At 64.2% G+C, this 21,365-nt stretch carries 12 protein-coding genes and 2 pseudogenes; 4 read left to right on the top strand and 10 right to left on the bottom strand.

Going from position 1 to position 21,365, the window contains the following annotated elements; all coding sequences use genetic code 11:
* Nucleotides 1-47: 47 nt before the first annotated feature.
* Entirely contained in the window at nt 48-1,211 is a 1,164-nt protein-coding gene (locus tag G9C89_RS02220; protein WP_172143954.1) for a type III PLP-dependent enzyme, read from the bottom strand.
* Between the two features lie 431 nt (nt 1,212-1,642).
* Here G9C89_RS02220 and G9C89_RS02215 point away from each other — a divergent pair, with 431 nt between their 5' ends.
* Both G9C89_RS02215 and G9C89_RS02210 read left to right on the top strand, forming a co-directional pair.
* The gene (locus G9C89_RS02215; protein ID WP_172143952.1) at nt 1,643-3,226 is read left to right on the top strand and encodes a peptide chain release factor 3; all 1,584 of its coding nucleotides are present in this window, start codon (nt 1,643-1,645) and stop codon (nt 3,224-3,226) included.
* A 127-nt stretch (nt 3,227-3,353) separates the two neighbouring features.
* Nucleotides 3,354-3,824, top strand: coding sequence for an REP-associated tyrosine transposase (locus G9C89_RS02210; protein ID WP_172143950.1), 471 nt, complete (start codon nt 3,354-3,356; stop codon nt 3,822-3,824).
* Between the two features lie 114 nt (nt 3,825-3,938).
* On the opposite strand, the gene G9C89_RS02205 is transcribed toward G9C89_RS02210, so the two are convergent.
* The 3 genes from G9C89_RS02205 to ptsP are packed head-to-tail and all read right to left on the bottom strand — an operon-like array spanning nt 3,939 to nt 9,508.
* Nucleotides 3,939-5,675: a fructose-specific PTS transporter subunit EIIC gene (locus tag G9C89_RS02205; RefSeq protein WP_172143948.1), complete on the bottom strand. Its 1,737-nt coding sequence runs from the start codon at nt 5,673-5,675 to the stop codon at nt 3,939-3,941.
* Between the two features lie 21 nt (nt 5,676-5,696).
* Nucleotides 5,697-6,632: a 1-phosphofructokinase gene (gene pfkB / locus G9C89_RS02200; RefSeq protein WP_172143946.1), complete on the bottom strand. Its 936-nt coding sequence runs from the start codon at nt 6,630-6,632 to the stop codon at nt 5,697-5,699.
* Complete coding sequence (gene ptsP / locus G9C89_RS02195) at nt 6,632-9,508, bottom strand: phosphoenolpyruvate--protein phosphotransferase (RefSeq protein ID WP_172143944.1); 2,877 nt, start codon at nt 9,506-9,508, stop codon at nt 6,632-6,634. Before ptsP ends, pfkB begins: the two co-directional genes overlap by 1 nt.
* A 167-nt stretch (nt 9,509-9,675) precedes the next feature.
* Between ptsP and cra the strand changes: the two genes are divergently transcribed.
* Nucleotides 9,676-10,683, top strand: coding sequence for a catabolite repressor/activator (gene cra / locus G9C89_RS02190; protein WP_172143942.1), 1,008 nt, complete (start codon nt 9,676-9,678; stop codon nt 10,681-10,683).
* Here cra and G9C89_RS02185 read toward each other — a convergent pair.
* Nucleotides 10,665-12,716 carry an AsmA family protein gene (locus G9C89_RS02185; protein WP_172143940.1) on the bottom strand — a complete coding sequence of 684 codons (2,052 nt, stop codon included), beginning with the start codon at nt 12,714-12,716 and terminating at the stop codon, nt 10,665-10,667. The genes cra and G9C89_RS02185 overlap by 19 nt on opposite strands.
* A gap of 145 nt (nt 12,717-12,861) precedes the next feature.
* Between G9C89_RS02185 and G9C89_RS02180 the strand changes: the two genes are divergently transcribed.
* Nucleotides 12,862-13,644, top strand: coding sequence for a TatD family hydrolase (locus G9C89_RS02180; RefSeq protein ID WP_172143938.1), 783 nt, complete (start codon nt 12,862-12,864; stop codon nt 13,642-13,644).
* A gap of 265 nt (nt 13,645-13,909) precedes the next feature.
* Here the strand turns inward: G9C89_RS02180 and G9C89_RS25465 are convergent, their stop codons facing one another.
* The 5 genes and pseudogenes from G9C89_RS25465 to ltrA form a co-directional block, all read right to left on the bottom strand.
* Nucleotides 13,910-14,614: a methyl-accepting chemotaxis protein gene (locus tag G9C89_RS25465; protein ID WP_390623757.1), complete on the bottom strand. Its 705-nt coding sequence runs from the start codon at nt 14,612-14,614 to the stop codon at nt 13,910-13,912.
* A gap of 153 nt (nt 14,615-14,767) precedes the next feature.
* Nucleotides 14,768-14,971 (bottom strand): annotated as a pseudogene (locus G9C89_RS25460) (HAMP domain-containing protein); the annotation flags it as partial.
* A gap of 1,595 nt (nt 14,972-16,566) precedes the next feature.
* Nucleotides 16,567-17,403 (bottom strand): regulatory signaling modulator protein AmpE, encoded by an 837-nt coding sequence (gene ampE, locus G9C89_RS02170; RefSeq protein ID WP_172143934.1) that lies wholly within the window; start codon nt 17,401-17,403, stop codon nt 16,567-16,569.
* Complete coding sequence (gene ampD, locus G9C89_RS02165) at nt 17,400-17,963, bottom strand: 1,6-anhydro-N-acetylmuramyl-L-alanine amidase AmpD (protein ID WP_172144832.1); 564 nt, start codon at nt 17,961-17,963, stop codon at nt 17,400-17,402. Before ampD ends, ampE begins: the two co-directional genes overlap by 4 nt.
* Nucleotides 17,964-18,114: 151 nt before the next feature.
* A pseudogene (gene ltrA, locus G9C89_RS02160) lies at nt 18,115-19,847 on the bottom strand (group II intron reverse transcriptase/maturase).
* Nucleotides 19,848-21,365 lie beyond the last annotated feature (1,518 nt).

Raw genomic sequence — 21,365 nt, 5'->3', positions numbered from 1 at the left:
AAGTGAGCGGCATGTTCGCCGCCGCGGGAGTTACCGGCAGTAGCTGTTTACAGGTAGTAAGCCTTCAGCGGCGGGAAGCCGTTGAATTCCACCGCGCTGTAGCTGGTGGTGTAGGCGCCGGTGGACAGCCAGTACAGGCGGTCGCCGATGGCCAGGTTGAGCGGCAGGCCGTACTTGTAGTTCTCGTACATGATGTCGGCGCTGTCGCAGGTCGGGCCGGCGATTACCACCTCTTCCATCTCGCCCTTCTTCTCGGTCCAGATCGGGAACTTGATCGCCTCGTCCATGGTTTCGATCAGGCCGCTGAACTTGCCCACATCGACGTACACCCAGCGCTCCACGGCGGTACGCGACTTGCGCGCCACCAGCACCACTTCGCTGACCAGGATGCCGGCGTTGGAAATCAGCGAGCGACCCGGCTCGAGGATGATTTCCGGCAGGTCGTCGCCGAAGTCGTCCTTGAGGAAGCGGATGATTTCCTCTGCGTAGGTTTCCAGGCTGTTGGTGCGGGTGATGTAGTTGGCCGGGAAGCCGCCACCCATGTTGATCATCTGCAGGACAATGCCGTCTTCTTCCTTGAGGCGCTCGAAGATCACCTTGACCTTGGCGATGGCCGCGTCCCACACGCCGATGTCGCGCTGCTGCGAGCCGACATGGAAGGACACGCCGTAGGGCACCAGACCGAGTTGGCGGGCGAGGATCAGCAGGTCCATGGCCATGTCGGTCTGGCAGCCGAACTTGCGCGACAACGGCCAGTCGGCGGTGGTCGAGCCTTCGGTGAGGATGCGCACATAGACTTTCGAGCCGGGTGCGGCCTTGGCGATGTTGCGCAGGTCGGCTTCCGAGTCGGTGGCGTACATGCGCACGCCCTTCTCGTAAAAGTAGCGGATGTCCTTGGCTTTCTTGATGGTGTTGCCGTAGCTGATGCGCTCCGGGCCGACGCCACAGCCCAGCACCCGATCCAGCTCGTAGATCGAGGCGATGTCGAAGTTCGAGCCTTTTTCCTTGAGCAGCTCGATGATCTCGACCGCCGGGTTGGCCTTCACCGCGTAATAGACCTTGGCAAACTCGAACCCGGCGCGCAGGTCGTCGTAGGCCTTGCTGATGGTCGCGGTATCGATCACCACGAAGGGGGTTTCGTGCTGATCGGCGAATGCCTTCATTTTCTGAAAGGTGGCGGGGGCGTAATAATCTTCGACCTTGATCGGCATGCGTGGGACTCCAAATGGCAAAACACACAAAGATGAATGAGGGGGTGGCTTTGTCAGCAAAGCCGCGAACGCCTGATCAGTTTCCCCACTTTGGTTCGCCTACTTCCCAAGGCATGTCGCCGAGTACCTGCACAGGTCTCTCGTCGTCAGTACTTGAGCCGGATGGATCGTTGCCAGCATGGACGTTCGGGCGCGAACTTTAGGACCATGGGAAGCTTAGATCAATCAAAAATTGTCGGATTTACCCGCGTTTTATCGGCTGATTTGCCGGTCGTTGCGGATTCAAAACAAGGCGTCACGAAATGCTGCACAAAGCCTGGCAAACTGCGCATTTTCCGCCCTGACTACAGGTCGCCGCGCTGAGGGCCGTTTGCCGCTATAATCGCTCCCTTTTTTGACAGACCGACTATCAGTCGACGGGTTCCCCCAGCATGAGCAAGCAGGCCGCCGAAGTCGCCAAAAGGCGCACATTCGCCATCATTTCCCACCCCGACGCCGGTAAAACCACGATTACCGAGAAACTCTTGCTGATGGGCAAGGCGATTGCCATCGCCGGCACGGTGAAGTCGCGCAAGTCCGACCGCCATGCCACCAGCGACTGGATGGAGATGGAAAAGCAGCGCGGCATCTCCATCACCACCTCGGTGATGCAGTTCCCCTACCGCGAGCACATGATCAACCTGCTCGACACCCCCGGCCACGAAGACTTCTCGGAAGACACCTACCGCACCCTGACCGCGGTGGACAGTGCGCTGATGGTGCTCGACGGCGGTAAAGGCGTCGAGCCGCGCACCATCGCCCTGATGGACGTCTGCCGGCTGCGCGACACGCCGATCATCAGCTTCATCAACAAGCTCGACCGCGACATCCGCGACCCGATCGAACTGCTCGACGAGATCGAGGCGGTGCTGAAGATCAAGGCCGCACCGATCACCTGGCCGATCGGCTGCTACCGCGACTTCAAGGGCGTCTACCACCTGGCCGACGACTACATCATCGTCTACACCGCGGGTCACGGCCACGAACGCACCGACATCAAGATCATCGAGAAGCTCGACTCCGACGAAGCCCGCGCCCACCTCGGCGACGAGTACCAGCGTTTTATCGAGCAGCTGGAACTGGTCCAGGGCGCCTGCCACGAGTTCGACCAGGACGAATTCCTCAATGGCCAACTGACCCCGGTATTCTTCGGCACCGCGCTGGGCAACTTCGGCGTCGATCACGTGCTCGACGCGGTGGTGAACTGGGCGCCCAAGCCGCTGGCGCGGGTCGCCAACGAACGCACCGTGGAACCGGTCGAAGACAAGTTCAGCGGCTTCGTGTTCAAGATCCAGGCGAACATGGACCCCAAGCACCGCGACCGGATCGCCTTCATGCGCATCTGCTCCGGCAAGTACGAGAAAGGCATGAAGATGCGCCACGTGCGCACCGGCAAGGACGTGCGCATCGGCGACGCCCTGACCTTCTTCTCCAGCGAACGCGAGATGCTCGAGGAGGCCTACGCCGGCGACATCATCGGCCTGCACAACCACGGCACCATCCAGATCGGCGACACCTTCACCGAAGGCGAGAGCCTGGGCTTCACCGGCATCCCGCACTTCGCCCCGGAACTGTTCCGCCGCGTGCGCCTGAAGGACCCGCTGAAATCCAAGCAACTGCGCCAGGGCCTGCAACAGCTGGCCGAGGAAGGCGCGACCCAGGTGTTCTTCCCCGAGCGCAGCAACGACATCATCCTCGGCGCGGTCGGCGTGCTGCAGTTCGATGTGGTCGCCAGCCGCCTGAAGGAGGAATACAAGGTCGAGTGCGCCTACGAGCCGATCACCGTGTGGTCGGCGCGCTGGATCGAGTGCGGGGACAAGAAGAAGCTCGAGGAATTTTCCAACAAGGCCGTGGAAAACCTCGCTGTCGACGGCGGCGGCCACCTCACCTACCTGGCGCCGACCCGGGTCAATTTGGCGCTGATGGAAGAGCGCTGGCCGGACGTGAAGTTCAGGGCAACGCGCGAGCATCATTGATCGGTTGCGCTACCCTGTGTAGGAGCCAGGGGGACGCCTAGTCCTTGCTGGCGATCGCTTTCTTGCCGCGCGCTGGATCGCCAGCAAGCTGGCTCCTACATAAACGTGCCCACAGGAATTAACTGGAATGGATTCCAGCCGCTTCGCCCACCGCAGCCATGCCCTGCGGACCGGGCGCTTCTCCGAGCCCGGTCGGGCTTATCTGCTGACCGCCGTTACCCTCGAGCGCAAGCCGGTTTTCAACGACTGGCAACTGGCTCGCCTGCTGATTGCCGAGATGCGCCACGCGCACGAATCAAAGGCGGTCCAATCAATTGCCTGGGTGCTGATGCCGGACCATCTGCACTGGCTTGTCGAGCTTAGCGACACGCCCATGCAAGCTCTGATGCAACGCCTCAAATCGCGCAGCGCGATTGCCATCAACAAAGCCAGCGTCGTGCACAACGGCAAGCTGTGGCAGAGAGGCTTCCACGACCATGCACTGCGCCGGGAGGACGATATGCAAGCGATTGCGCGCTACATAGTCGCCAACCCATTGCGGGCTGGGCTGGTCGAGCATATTGGCGACTATCCGTTATGGGACGCGATTTGGCTGTGACGCCACCAGCATGGATCGCCAGCAAGGACTAGGCGTCCCCCTGGCTCCTACAGAAACATCGCCACCCTGTAGGAGCCAGCTTGCTGGCGATCCGAATCCAGAGGTAAATGATCGCTACGCCTCCCCCCCCGCCACCACCAGCTCCACCGCCTCGCCTCTTTTGATCAGCGCATAGACCACCCCGGTCAACAGGCTGCCGGCGACTATGGCCAGCAGATAGAGCAGCGCATGGTTGATCGCATTGGGGATCAGCAGGACGAACAGGCCGCCGTGCGGGGCCATCAGCTTGCAGCCGAAGTACATCGACAGCGCGCCGGTCAATGCCCCGCCGGCGATGCTGGCCGGGATCACGCGGAACGGGTCCTTGGCGGCGAAGGGAATCGCCCCCTCGGAGATGAAGCACAGCCCCAGCACTCCGGCGGCCTTGCCGGCTTCGCGTTCGCTCTGGGCGAACTTGTGCCGGGCGATGAAGGTGGCGATGGCCATGCCGATCGGCGGCACCATGCCGGCGGCCATCACCGCGGCCATCGGTGCGTAGCTCTGCGACGCCAGCAGGCCGACGGAGAAGGCGTAGGCGGCCTTGTTGATTGGTCCGCCGAGGTCGACGCACATCATGCCGCCGAGCAGCAGGCCGAGCAGGATCGCGTTGGTGCTGCCCATGCTGTCGAGAAAGCTGGTCAAGCCGACCAGCATGCCCGCCACCGGCTTGCCGACCACATAGATCATCACCAGACCGGTGAACAGGCTGGCCAGCAGCGGGATGATCAGGATCGGTTTCAGGGCTTCGACGCTGGCCGGCAACTGCACCCAGCGGGCGATGGCCTTGGCCGCATAGCCGGCGAGGAAGCCGGCGATGATGCCGCCGATAAAGCCCGCGCCCAGGGAGCTGGCGAGCAGGCCGCCGATCATCCCCGGCGCCAGGCCGGGACGGTCGGCGATCGAATAGGCGATGTAGCCGGCCAGCACCGGCACCATCAGTTTGAACGCGGCCTCGCCGCCGATCTGCATCAGCGCGGCGGCCAGGCTGCCCTCCTGCTTGAACGCCTCGATACCGAAGACGAACGACAGGGCGATCATCAGCCCGCCGGCCACCACCATCGGCAACATGAAGGACACGCCGGTGAGCAGATGCTTGTACGCCCCGCCCTGGGCGGCGGGGCCGGACTGCGCGGCCTCGCCCTGGCTGCCGCCAGCCAGGGGCTGCGCCTCGGCCAGGGCGCGTTCGAGGGTCTGCCGGGGCTGCTTGAGGGCCACCCCGGTGCCGCAGCGGAACACCTTCTTGCCGGCGAAGCGGGCGGTCTCCACCTCGATATCGGTGGCCAGCAGGACCACATCAGCGGCGGCGATGGCGGCGTCATCCAGCACGTTGCGCGCGCCCACCGAGCCGCGGGTTTCCACCTGCAGCTCGTAGCCGAGTTGCTCGGCCGCCTGCTGCAGGGCCTCGGCGGCCATGAAGGTGTGCGCCACCCCGGTCGGGCAGGCGGTCACCGCGACCAGGCGTGGTCGGGCAGGCGCCTCGGCGAGCGCCGGTGCATCCTGCTGCAGGACCTCGGCGTGTTCGGCGGCGGCGAGCAGGAACTGCTGCGGATCGGCCAGCGCTTCGGCCGGGGTGGATTGCACCAGGCGCTTGCCGACAAAGCGTTGCAGCGACAAGTCGCCGGTCTTGACCACCACCACCAGTTCGGCGGCGGCGATGTCGGCGTCGCTCAGCGGCGAGCCTATCGCCTTGGGGTCATGCACCTCGACCCGGCTCGTCCAACCCAGACGCTGGGCGGCGGCTTCCAGTAAACGCGAGCAGAGCACGCTGGTGACCATGCCATTGGGGCAGGCGGTGACGATCAGCAGATTCATGAAAATGACCTCATTATTGTTTTAATCCAGGGACGCGATAGTCACGCCCGCTTCCAGGCGCGCCAGTTGTTCCCGGTCGTGAATACCGAAACCGAGCTGGGTGACCGCCTGCGCGGCAATCGCGGTGGCCAGGCGCAAGGTGCGTTCGGCCGGCCAGCCAATCAGCAGGCCGTGCAGCGCGGCGGCGAGCAGCGAGTCGCCGGCGCCCACCGTACTGACCACTTCGACCCGCGGCGGCCGCGCCTGCAGCGCAATGTCCGGGCCGAACCAGTAGACGCCCTCGGCGCCGCGCGACAGCAGCACATGCTCGACGCCCGAGGTGCGCAGGCGCAGCGCCGCGGCCTGCAGATCGGCCGCGGTGGACGACCACAAACCGCAGGCATCGGCCAGTTCCTCCTCGTTGGGCTTGATCAGCCAGGGCGCCACGGCCAGCCCGGCGCGCAACGCGGCGCCACTGCTGTCCAGCGCCAGCGGCAGGCCGAATGCCTGCAGCCGGCGCAGCAGCGCGGCGAACCATTCGGGGCTGACGCCCTGCGGCAGGCTGCCAGCGACCACGATGGCGTCGTGGCCGGCCACGATCCGCTCCAGCTCCTCGAGCAACTCGGCCTGATGCGCCGCCCCGACCTGCGGTCCCGGACCATTGAGGTCGGTGATCCGCCCGACGTGCTCGGCCAATTTGATATTGCTGCGGGTTTCCCCGGGCACGCGGACGAAGGCGTCGACGAATCCGCGCCGCGCGAACAAGACCTCGAAAGGCGCGGCGTTGGCCAGCCCGAGAAAGCCGCTGACCGTGACCTTGTGGCCAAGGTCGGCCAGCACCTGGGCCACGTTCAGGCCCTTGCCGGCGGCGTGACTGTGCAGCCCCAGGCTGCGATTGACGGTGCCGACCTGCAAGGCCTCGAGCGACACGGTCAGGTCCAGCGCCGGGTTCAGGGTCAGGGTCAGAATGCGTGCCATCAGCCGATCTCCTCCACCAGGGCACGCACTGCCGCGGCGCTGTCCAGACCGAGCGCCTGGCGGGCCAGCAGTTGGCTCTGGCTGAAATCCAGCTCGCGCACCCGTGCCTTGACCAGCGCGATGCTGCGCGCCGAGACGCTCAATTCGTCCACCCCCAGGCCGACCAGCAGGGGCACCGCGAGCATGTCGCCAGCCAGTTCGCCGCACACCCCGACCCATTTGCCATGGGCGTGGGCGGCCTCGACGGTCATGCCGATCAGGCGCAGCACCGACGGATGCAGGCCATCGGCCTGGGCCGACAGGGTCGGGTGGTCGCGGTCGATGGCCAGGGTGTACTGGGTCAGGTCGTTGGTGCCGATGCTGAAGAAGTCCACCTCGCGTGCCAGCACCGGTGCCAGCAGCGCCGCCGAGGGCACCTCGACCATGATCCCCAGCTGCAAGTCGGCCAGCGGAATCTCTTCGCGCAAGCGCAGCGCCATGTCGCGCGCGGTACGCCACTCCTCGACGCAGCAGACCATCGGAAACATGATCCGCAGCGGCCGGCCCTCGGCCGCGGCGAGCAAGGCGCGCAACTGGGTTTCCAGGATCTCCGGGCGCTGCAGGCTGAGGCGGATGCCGCGCACGCCGAGGAAGGGGTTCACCTCCGCCGGCATCGGCCAGTAAGGCAGCGGCTTGTCGCCACCGACATCCAGGGTACGCACCACCAGCGGTCGCCCGTCGAGGGCATCGAGCACACGCCGGTATTCGACCTCCTGGGTCGCCTGGTTCGGCGCCTGGGCATGATCCATGAACACCAGCTCGGTGCGCAGCAGACCGATGGCTTCGCCGCCCAACTCGACCGCGGCGGCGGCTTGAGCGCTGGCGCCGATATTGGCCGCCACTTCCAGACGATGACCGTCGCGGGTCACCGCCGGCTGCATGCGTTCGGCGTGGGCGCGCTCGCGGCGGGCTTCGCTGGCCTCGCGCTGGCGCAACGCCTGCTCCAGGGTCTGCTGATCGGGCGCCACGCGGAGCAGGCCGTGATCGCCATCGAGCAACAGCACAGTGCCCTGGGCCAACGCCAGGACCGCCGCACCGGCGCCCACCACCGCCGGGATGCCCAGCGCGCGGGCGATGATCGCGCTGTGTGCGGTGGCGCCACCGCGTGCGGTGAGGATGCCGGCCACGCGCTGGCGATTGAGGCTGGCGACATCCGAAGGCGCTACTTCGTCCATCACCAGAATGTAGGGCTCGTCCGGCTCGCGCGGCGCCTCGACGCCACACAGCTGGGCCAGCACGCGGCGGCCGATGTCGCGCAGATCGGCGGCGCGCTCGGCCAGCAGCGCATCATGCAAGGCTTCCTGCTGGGCGGCGGCCGTCTCGATCTCGCCAGCCCAGGCCGCCTCGGCACTGAGCCCCTGGTTCAGGCGCACGGCCACGTCCTCGCCCAGGGCCGGGTCGCGCAGCATCGCCTGGTGGGTGATGAAGATCTCGCGGATATTGGCTTCGGCCGTGACCTCGACCACGCGCTGAATGTCGGCGCCGACCTGCTCCAGCGCCGCGCTCAAGCGCTGCTGCTCCAGGGCCGCGCCCTGGCCTTGCTGCGGGTAATCGAGCACCGGCGGCACCCTCACCAGCGCCGGGCCGATGGCAATACCGGGCGCCGCGGCAACCGCCTGCAGACGCGCACCGGCAGCAGGCGCCGGCAGCTTTGCTGCAGCGCTGAGCAGCGGCGCAACACTGGCCGGTACCCCAGCCTCGGCCAGCGGCAAGGGTTCGATGCTTTCCCCCAGGCCCGCCAGCACGGCGGCTTCCAGGGCCGGCAGGACCTCGCCGGCGATCGCCGGCTCGGCGCTGAACTGCAGTTCCTGACCACGCCGCGCACCCAGCGCCAGCAGCTTGCTCAGGCTCTTGACCGACACCCCGGCGCCCGCCTCGCCGGCCAGACGCACGCGCACCTCGCCGGCGAAAGCCAGGGCAATTTCGCTCAAGGCCTTGGCCGGGCGGGCATGCAGGCCATGGGTATTGGCCAGGATCACGGCGCACATCGGCCAGTCGGCGGGCACTTCACCGCCCAGGGCCTCGAGCACGCTGCGGCTGCTGGTAGCCTGGCTGAAGGCCGCGGCGCGGCCCTCGATCAGCAGATCGCAGAGGCGCTCGAGCAATTGCCGATGGGCCTCGCCGAGGCTGGCCAGGCAGAACAGGCCGGTCAATGGCTGGCCCCGGTAGTCGAGCGGTTGTGCCGGGGTGACGAACGCCAGGCCGGGGCTGAGCACGGCCTGATCGCTGTGCAACCACCACAGGCCGTTGCCCAGCGGCAACGGCTGGCCCTGGGCCAGGCTGTTGGCGAAGCCGGACTCGGCGCAACCGGCCTTCTTCAGCAGACGCGCGCCCTGCCAGAGCAGTTCGTCGAAATCCTCGACCGCCACACCCAGGCCGATCAGTTGACTGTCCAGCGCCAGTTCCTGCGGCGCGCCCTGCAGCAGCGCGACTATTGCCTCGGGCTCCTGCGCCGCACGCAACGCCGGGCCGAGATCGCCTTCGCCGAGGGCCCGGGTGAGCAATTGCAGCAGGCGCAGGTGCTCATCCGAGCGGGCAGCGATGGCAATCGCCAGGTAGACCATCTGGCCATTGCCCCAGTCCACCCCCTCGGGGAACTGGATCAGGCGCACGCCAGTGCAATGCACCTGATCGCGGGTTTCCGGGGTGCCATGGGGAATCGCGATGCCCTGGCCCAGGTAGGTCGAACCCTGCTTTTCGCGCGCCTGCATTCCGGCCAGGTAGCCGGGCGCGACCAAATCATCGTGCACCAGGCGATCGGCAAGCAGCGCCAGCGCCGCCGGTTTATCCGGGGCGCTATGGCCCATCTGGATCTGCGTGACATTCAACTCGAGCATTGAAGATATCCTCTGGCAACTGACGGCGCCGCTAGCGTGAAGTCCAGGCTATTTGCAAAGAATAGCCACTTGAACTATCTGCTGAATCGTTTCACCTAACGACTGGCACGTTACCTGATAATCGGCGATCCTTGAAGCCCTGCCTTTTCCCGCTCAGGAATCCACCCTTGAAACTCAGTGACATCGCCCGCCTGGCCCAGGTTTCCGTCACCACCGCCAGTTACGTGATCAACGGTCAGGCCGACAAACGGCGGATCAGCGCCGCCACCGTGGCGCGGGTACTGGAAGTGGTCGAACACCATGGCTATCGACCCGACCAGCAAGCCGCCGGCCTGCGCCGTGGGCAGAGCCGCTGCCTGGGTTTCATCCTGCCGGACCTGGAGAACCCCAGTTACGCGCGCCTGGCCAAGCTGCTCGAACAGCGCGCCCGCGCCGCCGGCTACCAGTTGCTGATCGCCAGTTCCGATGACGACCCGAGCAGCGAGCGCCAGGTGCTCAAACTGTTCCGCTCGCGCCGCTGTGACGCGCTGATCGTCGCCAGCTGCCTGCCCCAGGACGATCCGGCCTACCTGCACCTGCTCGCGGCCGGCGTGCCGGTGATCGCCGTCGACCGCGCCCTCGACCCCGCGCACATCTGCTCGGTGGTCAGCGACGACCAGCAGGCCGGCGCCCTGCTCACCGCCAGCCTGCTCAGCCCGCCGCCGCGGCATATCGCCCTGATCGGCGCGCGCCCGGAACTGCCGATCAGCCAGGCCCGCGAACGCGGCTTTCGCCAGGCCCTGAGCGACTTCGGCGGCAGCATCAGCGTCAGCCACGCCGAACAATTCAACCGCGCCAGCGGCTACCGGCAGATGCGTGCCCTGCTGGACAACCACGCCGACCTGCCGGATGCGCTGATCACCACCGCCTATGTCCTGCTCGAAGGGGTGTTCGATGCCTTGCAGGAACAGCCGGGGCCAGGCATCGACGGCCTGCGCCTGGCCACCTTTGGCGACACCCAGCTGCTGGATTTCCTGCCGCTGCGGGTCAACGCGATCTCCCAGCAACACGAGCGGATTGCCGAACGGGTGCTCGACCTGGCCCTGCGCGCCATCGAGCGGGACGACTACCAACCCGGCATCGAAGCCATCCCGCGCCTCCTCAAGATCCGCCACGCTCAACGCCGCGCCGGCTGACCCATCTGCTGCAGCAGCACGGCGCATTGGTTGGGCTGATCGCCGCTGGGGACCACCAGCGCCAGCAGCCCGGCGGCCGGCGCCACCAGCGCGCCCAACGCCAGCATGCCGCTGCCGCGCAGCACCAGGGGCACCGGCTTGACCCCGGCGCGGGGGCTCTTCAAGCTGCCCGCGACATACAGCGGCGAACGCAGCGAGAGCACTCGCACGCCCTTGGACTGCGGGGCGACGCTCAAATCCAGGCGCTCGTTGCTCAGGTTCAGTGTACCGTCCACCTCGATCAAGGCGTTCTCGGTGTCCACCACGAACAGCCGTGTGCTCATCAGGCCTTGCTCGATGCCCAGGTCGGCTGCCGCGCAGTTGATCGCCACCTCTTCGTCGCCGAACAGCTTGCCGATCAGGTAATTGCCCAGGTTGAGCCCGGCGATCTCCATCAGGTTGCGGCTGATCCGACCGTCGTTGATCAGCAGTTTCAGCTCGCCTTCGGCGCTGCCGAGCAGAGCCGCCACCGAGTTGCCGGTGCCTTCGAGGCGCGCATCGCCGTTCAGCTCGCCGAGGCTGCTCTGCATCACCTCGACGCCGGGAAACAGCTGCTTGAGCTTGAACCGGCGGGCATTGAGCCGGGCCTGCCCCTGCATGGGAGTAGCCCGGCCATCGAGGCGAATGACCGAGTCCAGCCGCCCACCGGCCACACCGAAACGCAACGGCTCGAGAATGAGCTCGCCATCGTTGAGCAGCACATGGGTGAACAGGTCGGTGAACGGCAGCTCTTCGCGCTGCACGATGCGTTTGCCGGTGAAGCTGACATCGGCATCCATGGCGCGCCAGCGCTCGGTACGGAAGGCCTCCACCGGCAGTACCTTGTCCGCCGGCTGCCGGGCAGTGGCGCCACGCGCCTGCTTCTGCGCGTTGGAGTCGGCGCCGATCAGCGGCGCCAGATCGGCGAAGCGCAACTGGTTGGAGGTCAGGCTGCCCGACAGTTTCGGCCGGGGCTGGCGGGCGACGAAGGTGAGGTTGCCATGGATGTCGCTGGCGCCGATGCGACCATGAAAATCCTCGTAACGAAAGCGGGCGCCGCCCTCTTCCTGCAGCTGCGCGCTGAGCCGACCCTCGGTGGTATAGGCCGGGGTATCTGGCAGGGTCACCCCGGTCAGCGGGTAGAGATTGCCCAGGCTGCTGCCGGACAGGCGCAGACGCAGGTCGAGGGCACCGAGATGCTGCGGGTCGGTCAGGGTGCCGGCCAGCACGATGCGCGTGGAGCCGGCGCGGATATCCGCCTGCAGCGGGAAGGGCCGCCGCGCATCCTGCAACGCCAGCAGCCCGCCGACCTTGCCGCTGCCATCCAGCGCCAGGCCCTTGTAGCGGCCCTTGGCCTGCAGAGCGAAGGCGTAGTCCTGCGCCGCGGCGTGCTGCCTGGCGGTCTTGTCCGCAGCGCCCTTGCCGACGATATCGCTGAACGGGATCGGCTGGCCGAGCGGATCCACCTGCAGTTCCAGACGGGTCTGCAGGCCCTGGTCGTCGAGCCTGACCCGGGCCTTGTCGAACGCGATGGTGCCGATATCCAGCGTCCAGGGCGAAGGCGTTTGCGGGTCGTCACCGCCAAGGTCGAAGGTCCAGTTGCTGCGACCGTCGGCCAGGCGCTCGAGACTGGCACTGGGCGCGCTCAGGTCGATACGCGGAATGTGCACGGTTTTCCACAGCAACGGCAGGGGCGCCAGGCGGAACTGCACCCTGTCCAGGCTGACGAAGGACTCGCCCTCGGCCCACTCGGGGTTGCCCAGGGACAATCGCTCGGCGGAGAAATGCGGCCAGGGCAGCCAGGCACGCCAATTGCCTTCGCCCGGCTCGCGCTGCCAGACCACCGCCAGGTCGCCCTCGATCGCAAAGGGCCGATCGAGGGCTGCGGAGACCCTGGCATTGAGGGTCGGCCTGAGCAGGTTCCAGTCGAACAGCAGCAGGAACAGCGTCAATCCCGCCACCAGTAGCAGCAGGCTTGCCAGGCACCAGCCGAGCACTTTAGCCACGCGCGTCATCTACCCAATCCATCACTGAAAATCCTCAATGGGCTGCGTTCCTTGTTGTTTCGACTGACGGAATGCTCGAATGACTCCCACGAAGGTGGCAGCCTGGCGCTAAATGCCCGACGCTATAAACTTGGTCGCTCCCGGAAAAACGTCCATGCATCTGATCGACACCCACACCCACCTGGATTTCCCCGACTTCGACGCCGACCGCACTGAACTGCTCGCGCGTTGCCGCGCCCTGGGCGTGGAGCGGCTGGTGGTACTCGGCGTGCACCAGGGCAACTGGCAACGGCTGTGGGATCTGGTGCAGGGCGATGCCGGCCTGTACGCCGCCTTCGGCCTGCACCCGGTGTTCCTCGACAAGCATCGCCCCGAACACCTGCACGAGTTGCGCGCCTGGCTGCAGCGCCTGGCCGGCCATCCGCAGCTGTGCGCGGTGGGCGAGTTCGGCCTGGACTATTTCCTCGAACAACTGGACCGCCAGCGCCAGCAGGCACTGTTCGAGGCACAACTGCAGCTGGCGCTGGAGTTCGAGCTGCCGGTCCTGCTGCACGTGCGCCGCGCCCATGCCGTGACCATCGCCACCCTGAAACGCCTCAAGCCGCCGCGCGGCGGCATCATCCACGCCTTTGCCGGCAGCGTTGAGGAAGCCCGCGAATACCTCAAGCTCGGTTTCAAGCTGGGCCTCGGCGGCGCACCGACCTGGCCCCAGGCCAGACGTCTGCAGCAGACCCTGGCGCGCCTGTCGCTGGACGCCGTGGTGCTGGAAACCGACGCCCCGGACATGGCCCCGGCCATGCACCCGCACCAGCGCAACAGCCCGGAATACCTGCCGGAAATCTGCACCGAACTGGCGCGGCTGATGAATGTCACCCCAGAACAACTGGCCGAAGCCAGCAGCCGCAATGCCGCCGAACTGTTCGGCTGGGCTCTCTGAACACCACAACGCAACCTGCGGGCAGCCACAGCGTTTTTGTAGGATGTGGCGGGCCGCGTAGGCTTGAGCGCAGCGATACCCATCACGACGAACTGCGGCAAATCAATAAAACCCGGTGGCTGCGTAACCGGTTGATGGGTATCGCTGCGCTCAACGCCATCCTACGGGTTGGTGGTCTGAAGCAGGCCGCCCGGACCGCCCCACGCTCCTGGCGTAAACGACAAGGCCCGCCAAATGGCGGGCCTTGTCGGTACTGCAACAGCTCTCAGACGCGGAACGCGCCGATCAGTTGTTTCAGGCGCGACACCAGGCCGGACAGTTCGCGGCTGGCCGACTCGGTCTGGCTGGCGCCCGCGGCGGTGCGTTCGCCGGCGCGGTTGATCTCGACGATGTTCTGGTCGATATCGTGGGCCACCGCGGTCTGCTGTTCGGCGGCCGCGGCGATCTGCTGGCTCTGGTCGACGATCATGCCCACCGCACCGAGGATGTTCTCCAGCGCCAGTTGCACCTTGCCCGACTCGCTGACCGTGCCGCTGGCCATCTGATGGCTGGCGCCCATGGCCTTGACCGCCGCACCGACCCCGCCCTGCAACTTGTCGATCATGTTCTCGATCTGCTCGGTGGACTGCTGGGTGCGCTTGGCCAGGTTGCGCACCTCGTCGGCGACTACGGCGAAACCGCGGCCCTGCTCACCGGCCCGCGCCGCCTCGATGGCGGCGTTGAGTGCCAGCAGGTTGGTCTGCTCGGCGATGCCCTTGATCACGTCCAGCACCTGGCTGATCGAGGCGCTGTCGCTGGCCAACTGGTTGATCACTGCCACCGACTGGTCGATCTCGCTGGCCAGGCGCTGAATGCTGCCGACCTGGGACTCGACCAGGGCGCGGCCGCTGACGGTTTCGCGGTTCACGCTCTGCGCGCTATCGACCGCCGCGGCGGCGCTGCGCGCCACCTCCTGGGCGGTAGCGGACATCTGGTTCATCGCCGTCGCCACCTGTTCGATCTGGCTGCGTTGCCCGGCGACCGCCTGGTTGCTCTCGCCGGAAACCAGTTCCACGCTATCGGCCTGACGCTCGACCTCGACCACGGTCTGGCCGACGCGCTCGATCAGGTCATGGATCTTCTTCACGGTCTCGTTGAACACCTGCCCCAGCTCGCCCAGTTCATCCTTGCTCTGCGGCGTGAAGCTGACCGTCATATCGCCGGCCGCGACTTTATCCATGACCTCGCCCAGGCTCTTCAAGGTGCTCCGGGTCGACACATAGAAGGCGCCATAGAGATAGCCGATCAGCAGGAACACCAGCACCAGCGCCGCGACCAACAGAACCATCTGCCCACGGTTTTCCTGTAGACGCTCCTGCAGTTGCTGATCGAGGAAAGCCAACACCGCATCGTTCAGCTCATAGGTCTTGCCCATGGCCGCGCCGACTTCTTCATAGAATTGCGGCCAGGGCATATCCAGGGTATCGGCGACCACCACCTTGTTCTCGAACAGCGCAACACTGGTCTTCAGGGTCGACTGGCTGGCGGTGGCCAAGGTTTCCAGCGCGGCGCGCGCGGCCGGGCTGCTATTCAAGGCGTCCTGCAAGTTCAAGCCATACTCGGCGTGGAGCTTTTCCAGCTCCAGCAGCAAATCATCGAACTTGGTGCTGGCGGCCGAGTTGAGGAAGCCCTGCCCCAGAGAATAGGCGCCCACTGCCCTGCCCTTGCTCAATGCTGACGTGATCCCCGGCGTGGTGCTGACAATCAGGTCGGTCATCTGCCGAACTTCGCGCTGACGATCCTGACTGAGGCCGGCCTGAGCCGCGATCAGCTTGATGAATACCTGCGAACTGTCCAGCAGCTTTTCGGCCAATCCAGCTTTGCTTTGCAGCGAAGTCTCGCTCTGTACCGCGGCCAGTGCGGCAATCATTTCATCGCGCCTGGCGGTGAATTCGTCGACCTGTTCGGCCTCATGTACCACCGGCACCAAGCCCTGCAAGGTCGCGTCCAGCGCACTATGCTGGCGTGTGATACGTGCCTCGAGATCGCCCGCCTGACCGGACTGACCAGACTGACCGATCATGACGTTGATTTCCATCAGGTCGGAAAAATCCTCCAGGTCGCGCCTTAAACTCAGCGCCTGACCGAGCAGGTCGATGCTCTCCAGAGCCGCCTGGGTGCTGACGAACTGGCGATAGGAATCGCGTACCAGATAGAAGTTGGTGACCAGCATGGGCAGAAAGAACAGGACACTGATCAAACTGAACTTCATGCCGAAGCTGAGGCGATTCATTAGCGCGATGGCCGGATACAGCACGGTCTTCACAAGACGTCTCCTGTTCTCATTATTGTTATGCAGCGTTACAAGGTCGACCGTGGAAAGGCTCCCGCGGTAGTCGTTGCATCCCTTGCAGCCCGACCTGAGGCGTCCCGATCAATGCATAAGATGCCAGTACGGCAGATCCGCCTGAGCAACCGCCTGGCCGATCGATCGAGCACAGTGTGCTTGTATACCCGTTATCGACAGCAATCTCTGTAACTTAAGGTTAAACACGTGCACATCCCCAAGCCTCGGCCGTCGGCAGGAGCGGGAGCGTTACCCGGCCCCCGTAGGATGGGGCGGGCCGCGCAGGATGAGCGCAGCGATCTGCGGAAAATCAATAAAACCCGGCCGCTACACATCCGGTTGATGGGTATCGCTACGCTCAACCACATCCTACGAAAAACGGTGTGGCTGCCAATCGCTGACCTGTCGCCACCAACCCGTAGGATGGCGCGGGCCGCGTAGGCTTGAGCGCAGCGATACCCATCACTGCGCTCTGGATCCCGCGCAACCGCGCCCCGGTGTGCGCCGGGGCTGATTCGTATAGGGATGGATTGATCGAAGATGACGCCTGAGCGCCGCTGGGTACTGCTAGCTCAACCGCAGGCTGCCAAAGGTGATCAGTAGAACAGTTCCCAGAGGGCGAACACCGCATACCAGAGCACGGCGGAGCGCACCAGTAGCTGCCACAGGCTATCCAGGCTGCTCACCCCGGCTTCGCCGAGCACCGGTTCCGGCGTCTCGCAAGCCGCGCGCCCGACATCGATCACCAACTGCGCGGCACTGATGTCCCAACTCAACAGTTCGTGCAACAGCGCCCGGTTGACCGCCACGAAATTGCCGACCAGGGCAAAACTTGCCGCCAGCACTCGTACCGGCATCCAGTCGAAGGCATGCCGCAGTTGCACGGCGCGCTCGCGCAAGTTCTCCTGCCCGGCATGCTCGGCGAGCAGGGCCAGCAACCGATAAGCCAAGGCCGCCAACGGGCCAAGCAGCGCGTACCAGAAGATCACGGCGAAGAAACTCTGATAGGCCTGCCACACCAGATGCCCTTGCACCTGCTGCAGCAGCGCGCCCTCCTCGCCGGCTTCCAGGGCCAGATCGCGACGGGCGACCAGATAGGCAGCCTCACTGTCACCGCGCCGCCAGCTGTCGCGAAACGGCCCGAGCGCCGCCTGCAAATCGCCACGCCCAAGGCTGTAGATCAGCACCAGCAGGTGCACCGGCAACGCCAACCAACCGTAGGCCAGCGGTTCGAGCAACACCAGCAGCAACCCCAGCACGACCAGCGGCAGCACCACCAGCAGCACGATCGCCAACCAGGGGCTCTCGATAAAGTCCGCCTGCCGCTCCACCCTGGCCAACAGCCGCAACCAGGGACCGTCCTGCTGGATCTTGTTGCGCCAGGCCGAAAACTTCTCCACCCACAGCACCAGCAACAACACCAGAAAACTCATGACTTCTCCTTCCTATCCATCAGTGCAGCGCGCAGGCGCGACCAGTCGAACGCCGGGCCGGGGTCAGTCTTGCGGGTCGGGGCGATGTCGCTGTGCCCGCAGATACGCTCCAGGGTGAGCGCCGGATACACCCTTTGCAACTCGGCCGTCAGGCCAACCAATGCGGCATATTGCGCATCGCTGAAGGGCAGCTCGTCAGTGCCCTCCAGCTCGATCCCCAGAGAAAAATCGTTGCAGTTCTCGCGCCCGGCGAAACACGACTGCCCGGCATGCCAGGCGCGCTCGTTGCACGAGACGAACTGAGTGATGGCGCCGTCGCGCTCGATCAGGAAATGCGCCGACACGCGCAAGCTCGCAATCTCGGCAAAGTATGGATGCTCATCGACGATCAGGCGATTCTGGAAGAATTCCTGCACCTTGCCGGTCCCGAACTGTCCCGGCGGCAGGCTGATGTTATGGATCACCAACAGGGAAACCTCAGCCTGCGGGCGCTCATTGAAATTGGGCGATGGGCAGTGGCGCGCACCTTGGCACCAACCACTGCGAGGATCCAGCTGCATAAAGGCTCCTTGAGTCGGGTAGAGATAGGCCATTACTGGCCCATCCCCCCCTTAGAACCGTGCGTGCGATTTTCATCGCACACGGCTCAAGCTTACGTTAAACCAAGTAGCTTGGCCGGCAACGCACGGAGTGTTGCGTGTGATTCTACGGCTATAGACCGTTGAACTGTAGAGTTACCTCTTGTCGCTGGCTATGCACCAACGCATGACAGTTGGGATGGAGCAGCACACGGTTGCATAAGGTATCCGGCCCACCGTCTACACGTCTGATGACGTGATGGTCGTGCCAGCCAGTTCCCTTGCTTACCGCTTGCCCGCACAGGGCACAAAGACCCCGCTGTCTACGGAAGAGGCTGAGGATTTGCCCTCGATAACGCAGCTTGTGCTGCATCCGCTGGACTCTCAACGCCTCCCACTTCAGTTCGTGCTCTGCGTCATAGGGGGTGTAATCCCCCGGCAGACGTTTGTGGCGCACGATTGCGGTTCCCGCCAGTTTGTACAACTGGCGATACTGCCTTTCTCCCTTGCCATTCTTGTAGGGGTACGCAAACACCCAGTTCTGCCTACCTATGGATCGGAAGTATTTATTCCTGATCCATTCAGCCGACTTCTTCGGATGCCTGCGCTTCGCCCACCTCCAGATTCGCCAGAAAATCAGATTATCCAGCTTGCTGAAGGTCTTCTTTGCCACGACTGGGGAATGGTATTGCGCCACCCCTTCAGTACCGGATTCAGATGGCCGACCAACGCTTCCTGCGTCAAAGCCCCGCTGCCTTTAATGATCTCGCTCACCTTCCGATAGAACGCCGAGGCGTTTTTCTTCGAGGGCTTGATCAGCAGCTTGGCCTTCCTGTGTGGTGACTTCGGCACGTACTTCCTGAAATTCCACCCCAGAAAATCGAACCCCTGGTAAATGTGCGTGATTTGCGTTTTCTCTTGGGATAGTGCAACCCCTCGTACCGACAGGAATTGCTCCACCCAGGGTTTGATCTCTTCCTCCAGCAGCTCTTTCGAGGCTGCCAGGATCACAAAGTCATCCGCATAACGCACACATTGCACCTTGGTCTTCGCGGCCTTATTGATCCCCAGCTTCTTCGCCAGATGGCGCTTCAACTGAGTCTCCAGACCGTTGAGGGTGGCGTTGGCCAGACAGGGCGAGATGATCCCGCCCTGTGGCGTCCCGGCTTCCGTAGCCATGAGTTGTCGCCGGTCGATAACCCCAGCTCTCAACCACTTGCGCAGCACCGCCCTGTCCATCGGGACATTTCGGCACAGCCATCCGTGGTTAATGTTGTCGAAGAAGCCTTTGATGTCGCCCTCCAGAATCCAGACTGGAGCCCTTTCAGGCGCCAGCAGGTGGAAGAGCTCTACCATTGCGTCAGCCGTCGAGCGATCCGGGCGAAATCCATAGGACTTCGGATCGCTGGCGCTTTCCACGACAGGCTCCAACGCTTGCAGATACAGCGCCTGCATGGCCCGATCCAACATCGTCGGGATACCCAGTGGGCGTTTCTCCTGCTTGCCAGGTTTCGGTATCCATACCCGCCGTAGCGGTCTGGGCCGATAGCCTCTTTTTTTCGACAGACGTCCCACGGCATGGAACTTGGCTTGGGGCGTACCCCAGGTTTCTCCATCTACGCCCGGAGTCTTGCGACCCCGATTCTCCGTGACTCGCCTTACAGCCATGCAGCGACCATAAAACGAGTGAGCCAGCATCCGTTGCAGGCGTTTAACCCTGCGCCAGTCACTGTCCCGTGTTGCCTGCGCAATCTTCAGCTGCGTTTTCCGAACGGATTGCTGAACTTTGGCCCAATCGAGATCGTGCCAGTTCGTCATTCCGCCGGAGGGCGCAGACGCGACCGATGTTGCTGGTTGCGTTTTCATACAGTCCTCCCGAGATGAACGACATTCAGGACGGACTACTCCCCTATGGGCAGCAGTTCGCCCATAGGGTCATTTGGTTATCGCTGGAATCAGCGGCTCTTTTTGCGCTCGTAAACCAGATGCACGTCAGCCAGAGTTATCCCCTGCCGGTAATGTCTCACCCGGTATACCGCCCATTACAGGCGGCCATTCGCTTCTTGCATCCTCCCATTCCCCACACCCATCAGCTCGCCTTGCGGTCTGCCTGCCTACCCGATGTTGCTGGGCAGGCGAGTGGTCGGGATTGCCACGTTCCCCGAATCGCATCAATTCCCCGTTTAGGCTCCGTCTTTCCCCCGGTAGCAGTGGTGGTACCGCAGCGCATACTCATACTGCGCCGACCGACTACATTGCCATTTTGGCTGGGGCCGATAATTGCCGTAGGCCCGTCAGTGGTGTCGAGGGTTCTGTCAACGGTTCACATGCGTTAGCCATGCGGGTTTGGTCACTAGCCCCCCTGCCTCCGTGCAATTCGGATGCATCGCACGCTCCGTTGCCGGCACATGCTTCTCTTGCGAGAGGGGACATTGTTGATCGGGCTTCACACCCCGGGGTTGGCCCCCGACGCATGCCGACCTAGTGAACTGACAGGTACATGTCAGGCTCGGTACTCCCTGGACAAGCGGAGCTGAGCAATACGAATCGGAGCTTGCGCTCCGTGCTTGGACAAGAGGTCTCCCACGTCTCGCGACGGTGGCAGGGGCCAAAATGACCAGGCTTCGTAGAGGATGGATTGCGCCCCTGAGGGCGTTTTCCATCCCCAGGGAGCTTGATACATTTTGAAACAATCTCCAGTACGGAGATTGTTCTTTTGATAGTGCTTTTGATCGAATTCTAGCCAGCAAAAGCCGAATTCGAGGCGTTATTTCCCCGCAAACGGAGAGTTTCGCACCTCCGCAAGCGGATCATTTTTAGGCTATCAAAGCCAGGCTCTTGTGCTTATTCTGACTTCAACCCTCTGATAACAAAGGAGTTTTGGTGTCATGGGAAAGCTCCCAACCAAGCACAACACGACCATGCGTGTCGCACACGAGCCTCCACTCTAGAGCAGGCAGGCAACGGGGCCAAGGGGCGATCCGCTCGGAGCGCAGCGACAGATCGTAGGATCGGTTAGGCGCCCGCAAATTGACCTGCTGTCAGCAGAACAAAGGCGCCGTAACCCATCATCGATATTCGCCCTGCCAGCGGGTACAGGCATAAATCGCTTGATGGGTATCGCTGCGCTCAACGCCATCCTACAAAAGCCCAGACCGCCAACCCGTAGGATGCGGTTGAGCGCAGCGATACCCATCATCGCGACCGGCAGGCAAACCGGGAAGTTTCGGCCCCCGCCCAACCGCCCCCGGATTGCGCCGGGGCTTGTGCGGGCTACCTCGCTGAGTGAGCGTTGCTCCGGGTGGCCACCTATGGGTATCGCTGCGCTCATCCTACGCGGCCCGACGGATCGCCGCCCGTGCCATCCTACAAAGGCCGCCCCGA

The organism is Pseudomonas tumuqii (genome assembly GCF_013184545.1).
Taxonomy (GTDB): domain Bacteria; phylum Pseudomonadota; class Gammaproteobacteria; order Pseudomonadales; family Pseudomonadaceae; genus Aquipseudomonas; species Aquipseudomonas tumuqii.
Note: the sequence above shows the minus strand (reverse complement) of the source record. Positions and strands in the feature narration are given on the sequence as shown.

Coding starts and splice junctions, on each gene's coding strand:
- G9C89_RS02220 (WP_172143954.1), bottom strand. CDS start 1,211: ATGCCGATCAAGGTCGAAGATTATTACGCCCCCGCCACCTTTCAGAAA.
- G9C89_RS02215 (WP_172143952.1), top strand. CDS start 1,643: ATGAGCAAGCAGGCCGCCGAAGTCGCCAAAAGGCGCACATTCGCCATC.
- G9C89_RS02210 (WP_172143950.1), top strand. CDS start 3,354: ATGGATTCCAGCCGCTTCGCCCACCGCAGCCATGCCCTGCGGACCGGG.
- G9C89_RS02205 (WP_172143948.1), bottom strand. CDS start 5,675: ATGAATCTGCTGATCGTCACCGCCTGCCCCAATGGCATGGTCACCAGC.
- pfkB (WP_172143946.1), bottom strand. CDS start 6,632: ATGGCACGCATTCTGACCCTGACCCTGAACCCGGCGCTGGACCTGACC.
- ptsP (WP_172143944.1), bottom strand. CDS start 9,508: ATGCTCGAGTTGAATGTCACGCAGATCCAGATGGGCCATAGCGCCCCG.
- G9C89_RS02185 (WP_172143940.1), bottom strand. CDS start 12,716: ATGACGCGCGTGGCTAAAGTGCTCGGCTGGTGCCTGGCAAGCCTGCTG.
- G9C89_RS02180 (WP_172143938.1), top strand. CDS start 12,862: ATGCATCTGATCGACACCCACACCCACCTGGATTTCCCCGACTTCGAC.
- G9C89_RS25465 (WP_390623757.1), bottom strand. CDS start 14,614: ATGTCCGCTACCGCCCAGGAGGTGGCGCGCAGCGCCGCCGCGGCGGTC.
- ampE (WP_172143934.1), bottom strand. CDS start 17,403: ATGAGTTTTCTGGTGTTGTTGCTGGTGCTGTGGGTGGAGAAGTTTTCG.
- ampD (WP_172144832.1), bottom strand. CDS start 17,963: ATGCAGCTGGATCCTCGCAGTGGTTGGTGCCAAGGTGCGCGCCACTGC.